Annotated in this window: 15 protein-coding genes; 6 read left to right on the plus strand and 9 right to left on the minus strand. The window is 65.8% G+C overall.

The features are described 5' to 3' along the window. Window positions 1-11 precede the first annotated feature (11 nt). Together ACNJYB_RS29635 and ACNJYB_RS29640 are read left to right on the plus strand one after the other, a co-directional pair. Window positions 12-227 (plus strand): hypothetical protein, encoded by a 216-nt coding sequence (locus ACNJYB_RS29635; protein ID WP_439370102.1) that lies wholly within the window; start codon window positions 12-14, stop codon window positions 225-227. Window positions 228-361: 134 nt separating this feature from the next. After that, a complete protein-coding gene (locus ACNJYB_RS29640; protein WP_439370103.1) occupies window positions 362-1,324 on the plus strand; it encodes a D-2-hydroxyacid dehydrogenase family protein in 963 nt (320 codons plus the stop codon). Window positions 1,325-1,380: 56 nt separating this feature from the next. Here ACNJYB_RS29640 and ACNJYB_RS29645 read toward each other — a convergent pair whose 3' ends face one another. Then, window positions 1,381-2,577 carry a L,D-transpeptidase family protein gene (locus ACNJYB_RS29645; protein ID WP_439370104.1) on the minus strand — a complete coding sequence of 399 codons (1,197 nt, stop codon included), beginning with the start codon at window positions 2,575-2,577 and terminating at the stop codon, window positions 1,381-1,383. A 368-nt stretch (window positions 2,578-2,945) separates the two neighbouring features. Between ACNJYB_RS29645 and ACNJYB_RS29650 the strand changes: the two genes are divergently transcribed. Next, a complete protein-coding gene (locus tag ACNJYB_RS29650) occupies window positions 2,946-3,713 on the plus strand; it encodes a hypothetical protein (RefSeq protein WP_439370105.1) in 768 nt (255 codons plus the stop codon). Window positions 3,714-3,880: 167 nt separating this feature from the next. Here ACNJYB_RS29650 and sseA read toward each other — a convergent pair whose 3' ends face one another. The 3 genes from sseA to ACNJYB_RS29665 all read right to left on the minus strand — a co-directional run bounded on the left by sseA (window position 3,881) and on the right by ACNJYB_RS29665 (window position 6,634). After that, complete coding sequence (gene sseA / locus ACNJYB_RS29655) at window positions 3,881-4,732, minus strand: 3-mercaptopyruvate sulfurtransferase (protein WP_439370106.1); 852 nt, start codon at window positions 4,730-4,732, stop codon at window positions 3,881-3,883. Between the two features lie 136 nt (window positions 4,733-4,868). Continuing rightward, window positions 4,869-5,282: a rhodanese-like domain-containing protein gene (locus tag ACNJYB_RS29660; protein WP_036013188.1), complete on the minus strand. Its 414-nt coding sequence runs from the start codon at window positions 5,280-5,282 to the stop codon at window positions 4,869-4,871. Between the two features lie 176 nt (window positions 5,283-5,458). Beyond that, a complete protein-coding gene (locus ACNJYB_RS29665) occupies window positions 5,459-6,634 on the minus strand; it encodes a vWA domain-containing protein (RefSeq protein ID WP_439370107.1) in 1,176 nt (391 codons plus the stop codon). Window positions 6,635-6,757: 123 nt separating this feature from the next. Between ACNJYB_RS29665 and ACNJYB_RS29670 the strand changes: the two genes are divergently transcribed. Beyond that, on the plus strand, window positions 6,758-7,003 hold the full coding sequence (locus ACNJYB_RS29670) for a GlsB/YeaQ/YmgE family stress response membrane protein (RefSeq protein ID WP_439370108.1): 246 nt from the start codon (window positions 6,758-6,760) through the stop codon (window positions 7,001-7,003). 95 nt (window positions 7,004-7,098) lie between these two features. Next, window positions 7,099-7,941: an AAA family ATPase gene (locus ACNJYB_RS29675; protein WP_080134205.1), complete on the plus strand. Its 843-nt coding sequence runs from the start codon at window positions 7,099-7,101 to the stop codon at window positions 7,939-7,941. A gap of 1,003 nt (window positions 7,942-8,944) precedes the next feature. Here ACNJYB_RS29675 and ACNJYB_RS29680 read toward each other — a convergent pair. The 4 genes from ACNJYB_RS29680 to ACNJYB_RS29695 form a co-directional block, all read right to left on the minus strand. Continuing rightward, window positions 8,945-10,591: a GMC family oxidoreductase gene (locus tag ACNJYB_RS29680; protein ID WP_439370109.1), complete on the minus strand. Its 1,647-nt coding sequence runs from the start codon at window positions 10,589-10,591 to the stop codon at window positions 8,945-8,947. A 127-nt stretch (window positions 10,592-10,718) separates the two neighbouring features. Continuing rightward, window positions 10,719-11,312, minus strand: a complete 594-nt coding sequence (locus tag ACNJYB_RS29685) for a GNAT family N-acetyltransferase (protein WP_439370110.1) — start codon at window positions 11,310-11,312, stop codon at window positions 10,719-10,721. 117 nt (window positions 11,313-11,429) lie between these two features. Then, on the minus strand, window positions 11,430-12,356 hold the full coding sequence (locus ACNJYB_RS29690) for an SMP-30/gluconolactonase/LRE family protein (RefSeq protein WP_439370111.1): 927 nt from the start codon (window positions 12,354-12,356) through the stop codon (window positions 11,430-11,432). A gap of 133 nt (window positions 12,357-12,489) precedes the next feature. Continuing rightward, window positions 12,490-13,323 carry a GyrI-like domain-containing protein gene (locus ACNJYB_RS29695; protein ID WP_439375676.1) on the minus strand — a complete coding sequence of 278 codons (834 nt, stop codon included), beginning with the start codon at window positions 13,321-13,323 and terminating at the stop codon, window positions 12,490-12,492. 181 nt (window positions 13,324-13,504) lie between these two features. Between ACNJYB_RS29695 and ACNJYB_RS29700 the strand changes: the two genes are divergently transcribed. Further along, a complete protein-coding gene (locus tag ACNJYB_RS29700) occupies window positions 13,505-14,608 on the plus strand; it encodes a mandelate racemase/muconate lactonizing enzyme family protein (RefSeq protein WP_439370112.1) in 1,104 nt (367 codons plus the stop codon). 9 nt (window positions 14,609-14,617) lie between these two features. On the opposite strand, the gene ACNJYB_RS29705 is transcribed toward ACNJYB_RS29700, so the two are convergent. Next, window positions 14,618-14,971 (minus strand): hypothetical protein, encoded by a 354-nt coding sequence (locus ACNJYB_RS29705; protein WP_439370113.1) that lies wholly within the window; start codon window positions 14,969-14,971, stop codon window positions 14,618-14,620. Between the last annotated feature and the right edge of the window lie 131 nt (window positions 14,972-15,102).

Genomic DNA, 15,102 nt, shown 5'->3' on the forward strand with positions numbered 1-15,102 from the left:
GAGGCCGCATCATGGCTCTGACCGAGACCCATTCCCATCCCGTTCCGGCAGAAGCCGGCCACGTCTCCGGCTTCGTCGCGGAGATCAAGGCCTTCTGGAAGCGCTTCTTCACCACCGCCTTCAACCCCTACCGGCCCGAACTGCACTACATGCGCGGCCCCGGCCCCGCCTGGCGCGCCAAGCACGGCCTCGATGCGCCGATCCGGCTGAGGCCCCGCGACCTCTGAGCGAGGCCCCCCTATCGGATTTTTGAAGACGCAGGCTGCTTGCGCACGAGGCTGATTGCGCGCAACCATGGACCGGTGTCCCGACAACGGCGCCCTCGCCCAGCGCCGTCACCTCTCGCCATGGATGAATGCTGATGAGCCGGCTGCGCTGCGCGATTCTCGACGACTATTTCAACCTTGCCCTCGACGTCGCCGACTGGCCGAAATTGTCCGACCGCATCGACGTCACCGTGTTCAACCATCCCTTCGCCTCGGAGCAGGCCGCGGCGAGCGCGCTGGCCGATTTCGAAATCATCTGCGCAATGCGCGAGCGGACGGCGTTCCCCAAGAGCCAGTTCGACAGCCTGCCGAAGCTGAAGCTGCTGCTGACGTCGGGCATGCGCAACGCCTCGATCGACATGGAGGCGGCAAAGGCGAAGGGCGTTGCGATTGGCGGCACGCAATATTCGCGCGATCCGACGGCGCCGCTGACCATGGGCCTGATCCTGGAGCTGACCCGCGGCATCGGCCGGGAGAACGCGCGCATGCATGTGGGCGAACCCTGGCAGACCTTTCCCGGCGTCGAGATCGAGGGACTGACGCTTGGCATCGTCGGGCTCGGCAAGCTCGGCAGCAAGATGGCGGGCATTGCCAAGGCGTTCGGCATGAACGTGATCGCCTGGAGCCCGAACCTGACGCCGGAGAAGTGCGCGGCGGCCGGCGTCGGCTACGCCACCAAGGAGGAGTTGTTCGCCAAGGCCGACATCGTCACAATCCACGTCGTGCTGAGCGATCGCTCGCGTGGCCTGGTGAGCCGCGCCGACCTCGCGCGGATGAAGCCGACGGCCTTCCTCGTCAACACCGCGCGCGGGCCGATCGTGGACGAGCAGGCACTGCTGGAGGCCTTGCAGCAGCGCAAGATCGCCGGCGCCGGCATCGACGTGTTCTCGGTCGAGCCGCTGCCCGTCGATCATCCCTTCCGTAAGCTCGACAACCTCGTGCTGACGCCGCATCTCGGCTACGCGACCAAGGACGGCTTGCGCATCCATTACGGCCAGATGGTCGAGGCGATCGACGCCTTCACCAAGGGCAGCGAACTGCCGCGCAAGCTGGCCTGAAACAAAAAGGGCGTGCCGACGGCACGCCCTTGCAATCTGAATACTCGCGGAAGCGATTAGCGCACGGTGACCGGCGCGGGCAGCGGCGGCACGACCGTCGGCTGCGTGCCGGGGACCGGGCCGGCCTGGGCCGACATCGGGGCCGGCGCGGGCGCTGCAGACGCGGTCGCCGTTCCCGGCGCCGGACCGCCCGGCAACACCACCACGCGGGTGCCGACCTTGACGCGATCGAACAGGTCCGAGACGTCCTCGTTCAGCATGCCGATACAGCCCGAGGAGACGAACTTGCCGATCGTCGAGGGCTGGTTGGTACCGTGGATGCGGTAGACGGTCGAGCCGAGATACATCGCGCGGGCACCGAGCGGATTGCCGGGGCCGCCGGCCATGAAGCGCGGCAGATAGGGCTGGCGCTCGATCATCTCGGTCGGCGGATGCCAATCCGGCCACTCCGCCTTGCGGGTGATCTTCTGCACGCCGGTCCAGGTGAAGCCGTCGCGGCCGACGCGGACGCCGTAGCGGATCGCGCGGCCATTGCCGAGCACGTAATACAGGTAGGTATTGGGGGTATCGACCACGAGCGTGCCGGCCGGCTCCTTGGTCTGGAACGAGACCTCCTGGCGGCGCAAGTTCGGCGGCAGCTGCACCGGCGCAGCATCGGGCTGCTCCTCGGGCGGCAGCGAGGCCAGTGTCATCGGCCGGCCGTCGGCGCCGACGGGCGGCTGGGCGGCCTGGACCGTTCCGGTCGCGGCGGGACCACCAACGGCTTCCGGCGGACGCAAGCCGTCATTGGCAGGCGCCTGGGCCGGGCGGTCGGCATAGATCACCGGCGGCGGGCCGGCTGGGCGGCCATAGCGGGGATCGTCGGGCGACATCACGGGGCCCTGCGGCGGAGCCGACGAATAGACCGGCGGAGCGCCGGCCGGACGGCCGTAGCGCGGATCATCCGGCGACATCACCGGCCCCTGCGGCGGGGCGGCGGAATAGACCGGCGGGCCGGCTGGGCGGCCGTAGCGCGGGTCGTTGGGCGAGGTGATCGGACCGCCAGGGCCGGGCGGCGGCAGCGAGGCCTGCGGAATCGCGTCGTCTTCGTCGTCCAGCGCGTCGAAATTCGGCATGCGGTCGCCGGGGCGATATTCGGCCGGCGGGCCATAGCCCGGCACCTGCTGGACCGGATAGCTTTGAGCCTGCACGAGCGAGGTTCCCGCCGCAGCGACTGTTGCGGCAGCGCATATCGTCAGAAAATGTTTGATCATCATCGCTCTTGTATAGCCCCGGGGCCCCATCAGGACCGTTAACGGCCAGATGACCGAAGATAGCGGCACATTCAAGACATATCAGGCCGATTTGCGCCCGATCTGCCGATTTGTGATCCGCAAGACGACCGTTGCCCCGTTACATCAGGGGGCGGAAATCCACTTATGTCCGAGACGCCGCAGTTTCCGGCCCCGTTTTTTACGGAACGCCTCTGAATCGTTGCGGTATGTTCGAATCAGCCTGATTCGCCACCGCCTTGAGCTCCGATCCCCGCGTGGCGAACGCGGCAAGCAGTACCGTCACCGCGTTCAGATGGCTCTTGGGTCCCGGTCGCCACCCGCCGGGGCGGAAATTCGTAACCCGTCCGATGCTTCCCGGCTTTCGCTTCCTGCTTGCCGCGATCGTGCTGTCAACCTCCATCCTGGTGTTCGGCCTAGGGGCTGCCGCGCTGCTGCGGGCGACCCATGAGCAATATGTCAACAACCCGTCCTGGCGGAACGGCCCGCAGGAGCAAGTGTTCGCGCAAGCCTCCGAGCCCGCCCAGCCGGTGCTCGCGGCCTTGCGCGCGGAGCCGGCCGAGCCCGCGCCGACGCTGCGCGACCAGGTGCCGACCATCGGACTGCCGATCCAGGAGCCCGAACGGACGGCCGCGGTGGCCAGCGAGGCCGATGCCGCGCCGCAGGTCGCCGCGCCCGCAGCTGACACCCCGGCCACCGAGCCGTCCAAGGCCGAGACCACGGCGGAAGCCGCCGCCGCAACAGACACGCTCACTGCCGCCGATGCCGCGGCATCGATTCCCGAGACGGAACCCGCCGCAACCGCCAGCGTGCCGACACCGGCTGATCCCGGTGCCGCTCCGGCCTCCCCGGCACTCGACACCGCGCCGGCCAAACTGGCCGCATTGAACGATCCCGCCACAACAGCCGCGAAGGATCCACCGGCGAAGCGCAAGGCCGATGCGAAGGCCGACGTGAAGGCCGGCGCCGGCAAGCCGGAGAGCAAGGCGACCAAGCCCAAGCCGAAGAAGCGGCACCGCGTGGAGCGGCGTCCTCCACCTCAGCAGTTGAGGCAGCAGTTCGATCCATTCGGCCAACAGCAGGTATTTGCGACGACGCCGGCCACGAGGGCGCGCTGATCTTCACCTCTCGGATCGCCGCCGGCGATGCGAAGCATCGTCCGGCGCGATCCGGGTGACGGGGGTACAGCCCCCTCCCCCAACCCTCTCAGCGCGAGCGAAGCGCGTCGCGTCCCCGCAAGAGCGGGGCGAGGGAGCGCACCTTCAACCGGCCATAGCGAAGTGGCCTACGCCGGCCCGGTCGCGATCGGCGGGCCGCCGGCCTGGCCCCATTCCGACCAGGAGCCGTCGTAGAGCGCGGTGCCGGTAATCCCGAGCCGATACAGCGCGAGCGTGAGCACGCCCGCGGACACACCGGAGCCGCAGCTCGTCACGATCGGCGCATCAAGCTTGACGCCGGCGCCGGTGAAGGCGGCGCGGAGCTCTTCGAGCGGCTTCATCTCGCCGGACGCGGCATCGAACAGCAGATTGTAGGGCACGTTGCGGGCGCCGGGGATGTGGCCGGAACGGATGCCGGGCCGCGACTCGGGCGCGCGGCCCTCGAAACGATCGGCGGCGCGCGCGTCGATCACCTGCTCGGCACGGCTTTCTACATTGGCGATCAACTGCTGCATGCTGCGCACGCGCTTCGGATCGTAGCTCGCTTTGAAGGTTTGCGGCTTCGGCTTCACCTCGCCGCTCTCGACGGCGCGCCCCTCGGCACGCCACTTCTTCAAGCCGCCATTGAGGATGCGCACATTGGCGTGGCCATAGGACAGGAACATCCACCACGCGCGAGGAGCGGCGACCCAGCCGCCGGCATCGTAGAGCACGACGGTGTCGGCGTCGGAGATGCCAAGATTGCCGACGTCGCGGCCGAACTGCTCGGCGCTCGGAAACATGTGTGGCAGCGGGTTGGAATGATCCGACACCGCATCGACGTCGAAGAACACGGCGCCGGGAAGATGAGCGGTGAGGTAGTCGTCCTTCGGCAGCGGCAGCACGCCCGGCAGCTTGAAGCTGGCGTCGAGGATCTTGACGTTGGCGTCGCCCATGTGGGCGGCGAGCCATTCGGTGGAGACGAGGGGGTCGGTGGTCATCGATGCTTCCTTGTGGTCATTCCGGGGCGCCCGGAGGGCGAGCCCGGAATCCATCGTGCGGCTGAGTTGGTGGATGAATGGATTCCGGGTTCGCGCTTCGCGCGCCCCGGAATGACAAGTGGGGAGAGCGGGGCCCTCACCCCTTCTTCTTCGGCTCCCACTTCTCCGTCGGACCACCGGCGTCACGCCAGGCGGCGTAGCCGCCGGCGATGTGGGCGACGGGCTTTAAGCCCATATCCTGCGCGGTCTTGGCGGCGAGCGCGGAGCGCAGGCCGCCGGCGCAGTGGAACACGAACTTCTTGTCCTCCTGGAAGATCGGCTTGGCGTACGGGCTCTGCGGATCGATCCAGAATTCCAGCATGCCGCGGGTGCAGGCGAAGGCTCCCGGGATGCGGCCGTCGCGCTCGATCTCGCGGGGATCGCGAATGTCGACGATGACGACATCGCCGTTCCTGGAGATCTCGATGGCATCCTTCGCGGTGAGCGTCTCGATCTCCGCATTGGCCTCGTCGATCAACGCCTTGATGCCGCGGGTGATGGTCTGGGGCATATGGTTCTCCCTCTTGTTACGTCGTCGCCCCCCCGGGCGATGCGAAGCATCGTCCGAGCGCGGCGGGTGAGGGCTCTCTCCTCTTGGGGAGCCTCGCTGGTGGAGAGACCCTCTCCCCAGCCCTCCCCCGCAAGCGGCGCAGTCCCGTCGCCGATGGAGCCGGACTCAATCATGCATCAGTGCGTCAATTCCTTCATCGCACTTTCGAGACCTTCGATCGTGATCGGGTACATGCGGTTGGCAAAAATGCGTTTGATGATGGTGGTCGATTCCGAATAGTCCCAGTGCTTCTGCTGCACCGGGTTCAGCCACACCGCATGCGGATAGGTGCGGATGATGCGGTCGAGCCAGACCGAGCCGGGCTCCTCGTTGACGTGCTCGACCGAGCCGCCGGGCACCATGATCTCGTAAGGCGACATCGAGGCGTCGCCGACGAACACGACCTTGTAGTCGTGCGGATATTTATGCAGCACGTCCCAGGTCGGCGTGCGGTCGGTGAAGCGGCGCTTGTTCTGCTTCCACACGCCTTCATAGAGGCAGTTGTGGAAGTAGAAATACTCCATGTGCTTGAACTCGCTCTTCGCCGCCGAGAACAGCTCCTCGACCTGCTCGATATGCGCGTCCATGGAGCCGCCGATGTCGAAGAACACCAGCAGCTTCACCGCATTGCGCCGCTCGGGGCGCATGTGCACGTCGAGATAGCCGTGATTGGCGGTCTCGCGGATGGTGGTGTCGAGATCGAGCTCGTCGGGCGCGCCGGTGCGCGCGAACTTGCGCAGGCGCCGCAGCGCCACCTTGATGTTGCGGATGCCGAGCTCGACATTGCCGTCGAGATCCTTGAACTCGCGCTTGTCCCACACCTTCACGGCGCGGTTGTTGCGGTTCTTCTCCTGGCCGATGCGCACGCCTTCGGGATTGTAGCCGTGGGCGCCGAACGGCGAGGTGCCCGCCGTGCCGATCCATTTCGAACCGCCCTGGTGGCGGCCCTTCTGCTCCTCGAGGCGCTTCTTCAGGGTCTCCATGAGCTTGTCCCAGCCCATGGCCTCGATCTGCTTCTTCTCTTCCTCGGTGAGATACTTTTCGGCGAGCTTCTTCAGCCACTCCTCGGGGATCTCCGCCTTCTCCATCGCGTCGAGCAGGCTTTCCAGTCCCTTGAACACCGTGCCGAAGACGCGGTCGAACTTGTCGAGATTGCGCTCGTCCTTCACCAGCGAGGCGCGCGACAGATAGTAGAAGTTCTCGACCGTGTAGTCCGCAAGGTCGGCGTCGAGCGCCTCCATCAGCGTGAGGTATTCGCGCAGCGTCACGGGGACCTGCGCGTCGCGCAGAGAGGTGAAGAATTGCAGGAACATGGGTGACAGATTGCCCGTCGGGGGGCGGACGTCAAGGGGCGCAGGTCGTCCTTGGGCGCTGGACCGGGAGGCATTTTGCTCTAGAATTGACCGCCTCAAGGGGTTGTTTTGGGGACGTTTGCAATGGGAATTCTCGCGGCGCTCATCATCGGCGCGATCGCCGGCTGGCTTGCCGGCAAGATTGTCCACGGGGCGGGATTTGGGCTGGTCGGCAACATCGTTGTCGGCATCATCGGCGCGCTGGTGGCGAGCTGGGTGCTGCCCCAGCTGCACATCGGGCTGGCCACCGGCACGGTCGGCGCCATCGTTGACGCCACGATCGGCGCGGTGATTGTGCTGGTGATCCTTTCGCTGATAAAACGGGTTTGAAAGCCTGACCGAACCAGGAACGGCCGCCGCGAGCGGCCGTTCGCTTGTCGTGACCAAGGCAACAGCCTCGCGACGACGACCAACAAGGACGTGCGATGAAATTTACCGGCACCAAGGACTATGTTGCGACCGACGATCTCAAGGTCGCCGTCAATGCCTCGATCGTGCTCGAGCGCCCGCTCCTGGTGAAGGGCGAGCCCGGTACCGGCAAGACGGTGCTGGCGGAGGAAGTGGCGAAGGCGCTGAACGCGCCCCTTTTGACCTGGCACATCAAGTCCACCACCAAGGCGCAGCAGGGCCTCTACGAATACGACGCGGTGTCGCGCCTGCGCGACAGCCAGCTCGGCGACGCGCGCGTGTCCGACATCAGGAACTACATCAAGCGCGGCAAGCTGTGGGAGGCGTTCACCGCCGAGCAGCGCCCGGTGCTGCTGATCGACGAGATCGACAAGGCCGACATCGAATTCCCGAACGACCTGCTGCTCGAGCTCGACCGCATGGAATTCCATGTCTACGAGACCGGCGAGACGATCAAGGCGAAGCAGCGCCCGATCATGATGATCACCTCCAATAACGAGAAGGAGCTGCCTGACGCTTTTCTCCGCCGCTGCTTCTTCCACTACATCAAGTTTCCCGACGCCGACACGATGGGCCGCATCGTCGACGTCCACTTCCCCGGCATCAAGAAGCGCCTCGTCGAGGAAGCCTTGCGCATCTTCTTCGAGGTGCGCGAGGTGCCCGGCCTGAAGAAGAAGCCCTCGACCTCCGAACTGCTCGACTGGCTCAAGCTGCTGCTCAACGAGGACATGAGCGTCGAGCAGCTGCGCGAACGCGACCCGCGAAAACTGATCCCGCCGCTGCACGGCGCGCTGCTCAAGAACGAGCAGGACGTGCATCTGTTCGAGCGGCTGGCGTTCTTGAGCCGACGGGAAGTGTAGGCTCACTGCTGCTCCCGTCATCCTGAGGTGCGAGGCATGGGACGCAAGGTGCCCCATGGGCGAGCCTCGAAGGATGAATGGCCGAGACGCAGCCGGGCCGTCGCCCTTCGAGGGCCGCTGAAGAAGCGGCCGCCTCAGGATGACGGAGATGGATTGGGGCGCGCTCTCTCCACACCGTCATTGCGAGCGCAGCGAAGCAATCCGGAGTCTTTCCGCCGAGGGATTCTGGATTGCTTCGCTGCGCTCGCAACGACGGAGCAAGGGGCAATGGCGTCGTTCTCCGACTGACAATTCAAATTGCAGACACACGCTCGCATCCTCGCGGCTCATCTCGCCCGAGCTTTGCTTCATTCCATCGCCCCAAAAAAGATAGAGGGCGCAGGGAAGGCCGGGTGCCGACTGGCACCCGCGGTCTGCTGCGCGAATGAGGCGCAGAGAAACCGCACAGCAGCATACAGGTGTAGCCAATCACTCGGCCTTCCCTGCGCAGTGGTCGGACGGCTTATGCCGCGCTCTCCCGGGAGCCGAGTTCGTTCTGGCCTCCCTCGCCCCTGCGAATTGACGATGCCGTCTACCCGGTTGGGCTCGCGCACATCTCCGCGAGAGGCTTGACCGTAGCAACGACGGCCAGGACCACACGGTTTTGCCGTACGCGTTCAGCGCCGTTCGTCCGCACGCGGTTCCGGGCTCACAGGGACTACCCGCCCTGCCCACACCCTCTCGTGCCGACGCTGCCGCGTCCACCGCAACCCGGCCCGCGTTTCGAACGACTCGCGAATCGCCCCTCTTCGTCGGGCCGGGCTGTTGCGACTTATGCCGCAATTCCGAATTTCGGTAAAGTGGAATATTTTTAATGGCAGGGGTTGACGGGCGGCGACACAGCAAAGCTCGTAGGTGGGTTAGCGTCAGCGTAATCCACCTCCTTCGTTTCGGCATCGGCAGAAGTGGTGGGTTACGGCAGCGGACTGCGCTTCGCGTAACCCACCCAACGCAGTTGCGCTGCTCACGCCACCGCCGCATCCGGGATGCGCGCGGCTTCCATCGGCTGCTTGCCGCGGATGAGGTCCGAAGCGCGGTCGGCGATCATCATCGTTGACGCATTCAAATTCGCCGAGATCATGCGCGGCATCACCGAGGCGTCGATGACGCGCAAGCCCTCCAGGCCGTGGACGCGGAGCTGGTCGTCGACGACGGCCCAGGTCGAGTCCGCGGGGCCCATGCGGCAGGTGCAGCCGGGGTGGAACGTGGTGGTGCCGCGCTCGGTGGCGGCTGCTAAGAATTCGTCGTCGGTGTTGACGTTGGGGCCGGGGAAATCCTCGTAGGCGTAATAGGGCGACAGCGGCGCCGACTTCAAAAGCCGCCGCGCGAGCTTCATGCCGCCGACGATGACGCGGCGGTCGAGCTCGGCAGCGAGATAATTGGTCTGGATGATCGGCGGCGCGAAGGGATCGGAGGAGCGGATGCGGACATAGCCGCGGCTCTCCGGGCGCTGCTGCCAGGAGGCCACGGTCATGCCGGGTTCGTCCTCGAGTTGGCCCTGCACGCCTTCCTTGTAACTCGCGGGCGTGAAGGTCAGCTGGAGATCGGAACTCTCGGCGCTCTCGCCGGAGTGCCAGAAGCAATAGACCATGGTCGGCGACAGCGACAGCAGGCCGCGGCGCGCGGTGGCCCATTTCATCGCCTCGACCCAGAGCCGCCAGCCGCGGCGGAGCTCGTTGATGGTCTTGATGTCCTTGACCCGCGCCACCGTGCGCGGGGCGTAATGGTCCTGCAGGCCCTCGCCGACCGGCAGCGCGTGACGCACCGTAATGCCGTGCTGCTGCAAGAGATCCGGCGAGCCGATGCCGGAGAGCTGCAACAGCTGCGGCGAATTATAGCTGCCGCCGGAGAGGATCACTTCCTTGTTGGCGCGCACTTCCACGGACTGGCCGCCTCGGCCGCCCTTGCTGTAGCGCACGCCGACGGCGCGCTTGCCTTCAAAAATGATCTCGGTTGCGTGCGCATGGGTGTGCACATGCACGTTCGGCCGCTTCATCGCCGGCTTGAGGAATGCGGTAGCGCCGGAGACGCGCAAGCCGTTGTTGATGGTGCGCTGGCAATAGGAGACGCCTTCCTGGGTCTTGCCGTTGTAATCGGGGTTGCGGGGGATGCCGAGCGAGACCGCGCCTTCCATGAAGGCCTCGCAGAGCGGATCGCGCCAGTTCATGGTGGTGACGATGAGGTTGCCGTCGCGCCCGCGATAAGTGTCCTCGCCTTCGCCGATCCGCTTCTCCAGCCGGCGGAAGTAGGGCAGCACGTCGGCATAGCCCCAGCCGCGATTGCCCATCTGCGCCCAGGTGTCGAAGTCCATGCGCTGGCCGCGGTTGTAGATGTGGCCGTTGATCGAGGACGAGCCGCCGAGCGTCTTGCCGCGCGGCGCGTAGATGCTGCGGCCGCCGGTGTAGGGGCCCGGCTCCTGCTGGTAGGCCCAGTTGATGCTCTTCATGTGGAAGGTCTTGATGAAACCCGCCGGCAGATGAATGTAGGGGTGCCAGTCGCTCGGCCCCGCCTCGAGCACGCAGACGCTGATATCAGGGTCTTCGCTCAGCCGGCTGGTGAGCACGCAACCGGCGGAGCCCGCGCCGACGATCACATAATCAAATCTATCCATGGTCCCTGCGCCTCTAAAGCGAAATGAGTCATGATTGAAGCGGCGCCAGAAGCAGGCGCTCGATCACCTCTCCCGGAGGGAGAGGTGATCGAGCGCGCGGCCAATTCGGTGCACATCATATTAGATATTAGCGCGGCTTGTCGTTGAGTTGAAATTCCAGATGCGCCTGCACCGTCGGCCATTCGGCGGCGGTGATGCTGTAGACGACAGTGTCGCGCAGCGTGCCGTTCGGCGCAATCTGGTGGCTGCGCAGGATGCCGTCCTGCTTGGCGCCGAGACGCTCGATGGCGCGGCGGCTCTGGTGGTTGAAGAAATGCGTGCGGAACTCGACCGCGATGCAGTTCAGCGTCTCGAAGGCGTGCCGAAGCAGGAGCAGCTTGCACTGCGTGTTGAGCGGACCGCGCTGCGCGCTCTTGCCGTACCAGGTCGAGCCGATCTCGACGCGGCGGTTGGTGGCATCGATGTTCATGTAGGTGGTCATGCCGACGATGTTGCCGCCGGCGTCGAACACGGTGAAGGGCAGCATCGAGCCGGCGGCCTGCAAGCCGAGGCGGCGGTCGATCTCCTTGCCCATGTTCTCCGGCAGCGGGATCGCGGTGTACCAGAGCTTTGACAGATCGCCGTCCTTGACGGCCTCGACCAGCCCCCCGCGATGCTGATGCGACAGCGGCTCGAGACGGGCGTGCTGTCCACGCAGGGTGATGGGATCAGGCCAGGGCATTGAAATCTCTCTCCGTTGTCATTGCGAGGAGCGAAGCGACGAAGCAATCCAGACTGCCTCTGCGGACGCATTCCTGGATTGCTTCGCTTCGCTCGCAATGACGGTAACTAGCACCGTTCATTTGTTTAGGAAATTGAGAGGCAAACCGCCGCGCGGCCAGTCCATGGCGATCAGCTCGCCCTTGCCCGACAGCGTGATGTAGGCGGTCTTCAGCCCGGGGCCGCCGAAGGCGATGTTGGTGGTGACGCGGTCGCCGGTCGGGACCTGCTCGACCAGCGTGCCGTCGGGCGCAATCACCGAAATGCAGCCGGAGACGAGGGTGGCGACGCAGACATTGCCGTTCGCTTCGACCGCGAGCGAGTCGAACATCTGGTAGCCGCCGAGGCCGCAGATCGGCTTGCCCCGCTCACCGCGATAGATCGCCTCGCGCGGTTTCAGCGTGCCGGGCGCGGAGAGCTCGTAGGCCCACAGCCGGCCGGTCGGCGTCTCCGCGATATAGACGGTGCTCTCGTCCGGCGACAATCCGATACCGTTGGCCGGCAGCACGCCGTGCACGATCTCGACGATCTCGGACATGCCGGGCTTGAGGTAATACATGCCGCCGACATCCATCTCGCGCGCGCGGCGCTTGCCGAGATCGGAGAACCAGAGGCCGCCCTGCCGGTCGAACACGAGATCGTTCGGCCCGCGCAGATCGTGCTCGCCGCATTTGGTCACGACGGTCTCGACCCTGCCGGATTGCAGGTCGACGCGCTGGATCGAGCCGCCGAGATAGTCCCCCGGCTGCGGGCCGGGCATGATCATCTTGCCGGTCGGAATCCAGGAGAAGCCGCCATTGTTACAGATGTAGATCTTGCCGTCGGGGCCAAGCGCCGCGCCGTTCGGGCCGCCCGGGACCTTGGCAACGATCTCCTTGCGGCCGTCGGGGTAGACGCGGGTCAGGCGCTGGCCGCGGATCTCCACCAGCACCACCGAGCCGTCCGGCATCACGACCGGCCCTTCGGGAAATTCGAGGTCGGTGGCGAGAACGCGGACGTTGGACATGTGGGACCCTCCCGGCTGCTTGTTATGGCTTGCACGGGATGTCCGGCACGGGCCCCACACGCAAGATTTGCCTGCGGTTATGACAAAGTCACCAGGGCTTGCCAAGCAAGCGGGACGGTATGCCAGCCTTGCGCTACTCTTTCACTGGTATCCAAATCTCGAAGCCGCCATTGCCGGTGACAGGATCGAATTTCTCGTCGTAGCGCTCGAAATTCGGCGCGTCGGCGGCCTTCAGACCCGAGGCCGGCAGCCATTGATTCCAGATCGTATTCACGGTGCGGCGGATCGAGGCGACGTGCTCGGTGTGGGTGAACACCGCATAGCGCTGCTCGGGGATGCGGATGCGACCGAAGCGGCGCGGCAGGTCGGAGAAGTCGGCGACCTCGACGCCGGCGATGTAGTCGAAATTGCCGGCATCATCGCCGTTGCAGCAGACGCCATAGGCGACATTGCCGACGCGCGCCGGAATATCGGCGACCTCCTGATGGAAGCGGTGCCACAGGCCCGGGATCATGGCGCCGCTGTCGCAGGAGATGCGCTCGGTGGGGCCGGCGACGAGGAACGCTTTCGCGGTCGCAAAACGCCGGGCTTCGAGATGGTCGAGCATGGTGGAGTCCATGAGGATCGGCGCCTGAAGTTTGAGGTGGCTGACGCATGTCGCGGTCCGCACCGCTTCGGGCGTGGTGCCGAAGTGCTCGCGGAACGCGCGGGTGAATGCCTCGTGCGAGCCGTAATCCGCCTCCAGCGCGATGCTGAGGATGTCGGGTGCGCCATTCGCAAGGCTGCGCGCCGCCTCGCTCAGCCGCCGGGCGCGCACGTAGCGCATCGCCGACAGGCCGGTAGCCGCGGCAAACGCACGCACCAGGTGGAACCGCGACACGCCTGATACCGCAGCGATGTCGTCAAGCGTCATCGGCTCGGCCAGGTGGCTCTCGATGTACCAGAGCGCGCGCTGGGCTGGATTCATGACGGTCGGACCTCGTTCGCGAAGCAAAGACCATGATGCGCCGAAGCCCGCCGGCTTCGCTTGATCGGCGTTGCGGTCCTTATCGAGGATAACGCCGGAACAGCCGCTGGCAACGTGCGGGCGTTCGTGTCTACATTCGCATTCGGAGAACCGCTCACGAGAAAGCAGGAGGAACCGCGCCATGACGATCACCGATGTGCGGGCGCACCATATCCGTGTTCCCTATGACGCCGGTGTCGCGAGCTTCCGCCAGGGCGCCTCCGCCATCACCGCCCTCGACATGGTGATCGTTGAGGTCACGACCGATGCCGGGCTGACCGGCTGGGGCGATGCCTTCGCCTATGTCTGCCCGCGCACCACGCGCAGCGCCGTCGAGGAGATGATCGCGCCGCAGGCCGTCGGCCTGGAGGTTCCTGATGCGGCTGGCATTCCCGCGGCGATGGAGCAGATCCAGCGCAACCTGCATCTGTTCGGCCGCTACGGCATCACCATGTTCGCGATCTCCGGCCTCGATATCGCCTTGTGGGACCTCGCAGCCAAGATCAAGGGTGTGCCGCTGCACCGCCTGCTCGGCGAGATCAGGCGCCCCGCCATTCCCGCCTATGCCAGCCTGCTGCGGATCGGCTCGCCCCACAACATCGCCGGCGAATGCCGGAAGGCGCTCGCGCTCGGCCACGGCGCGATCAAGCTGCATGAGACCACGACGCCGGCGGTGTTCGCCGCGCGCGAGGCGATCGGCCCCGCCATTCCGCTGATGGTCGACATGAACTGCCCGCTGTCGGGCGAACAGGCGATCGCATTCGCGAAAGCCTGCCGCGACGCCCGGCCGATGTTCCTGGAGGAGCCGGTCTGGCCGCCGGAGGATTTTGCCACGCTGGCCGAGGTCCGCAGAAAGGGCGGGCTCGGCATCGCCGCCGGCGAGAATGCCTGCACAGAATATCAATTCCGCCAGATGATGGAGGCGGGCGCGGTCAGCCACGCCCAGCCGTCGGTGATCAAGGTCGGCGGCATCACGGAATTTTTGAAGATCGCGGCGCTGGCCGATCGGCTCGGCGTCAAGATCGTTCCGCATTCCCCGTATTTCGGCCCCGGCCTGCTGGCGACGCTGCACCTGCTCGCGACACGCGAGGACGGGCTGGTCGAGATGTTCTACCTCAAGCGCGAAGCCTGCCTGTGGGGCGGCCGCGCCGATGTCGATGCCACTGGCCATGTCGCGGTGCCCTCGGGACTCGGGCTCGGCTATGAGCCCGATCGCGGTGTGATGGAGCGCTATCGGGTGGCGTGACCGCCACGCTTATTTCGCCGCGTCCTTCGGCGGCACGTCCTGCTTCTTCTTCAGGTCTTCGGCGGTCTTCGCCTGCGCAGCCTGGAGATCGCCGATCGTTTTCTGCAGGCCGGCGAGGCTCGTCTTCAGCGCGTCGATCTGGCGACCCGCCGCATCCAGCTTCTGCTGGTGGTCGAGGTTGAGCTTGGTGATCGTCTTCTGGAGGAAGTCGATATTGCTCTGCAGACAGCCGGTGCGGCGCTCCATGGTCTTCTCGACGGTGCAGATCTCGATGCCGGGCACGTCCTGCCCGCGGAGCGGCGCAACCGCCAGCGTCGCGAGCAGCAACATCGGGAAAAGAATGCCGGCGCTTCGAAGCGGCATGCGGGGTTCCTCGCCAAATGATCACAGCAATGTGCGCCGATTGCGCGCAGCGGCCGAAGGCTACCACACTCGTACCGCATTCTCGGGTTGAGCTTGGCTTGTTCCCTGGGACAGGGAGCATTGGACCGCGC

Origin of the sequence: Bradyrhizobium sp. SMVTL-02 (genome assembly GCF_051853005.1) — a bacterium.
Classification (GTDB): Bacteria; Pseudomonadota; Alphaproteobacteria; order Rhizobiales; family Xanthobacteraceae; genus Bradyrhizobium.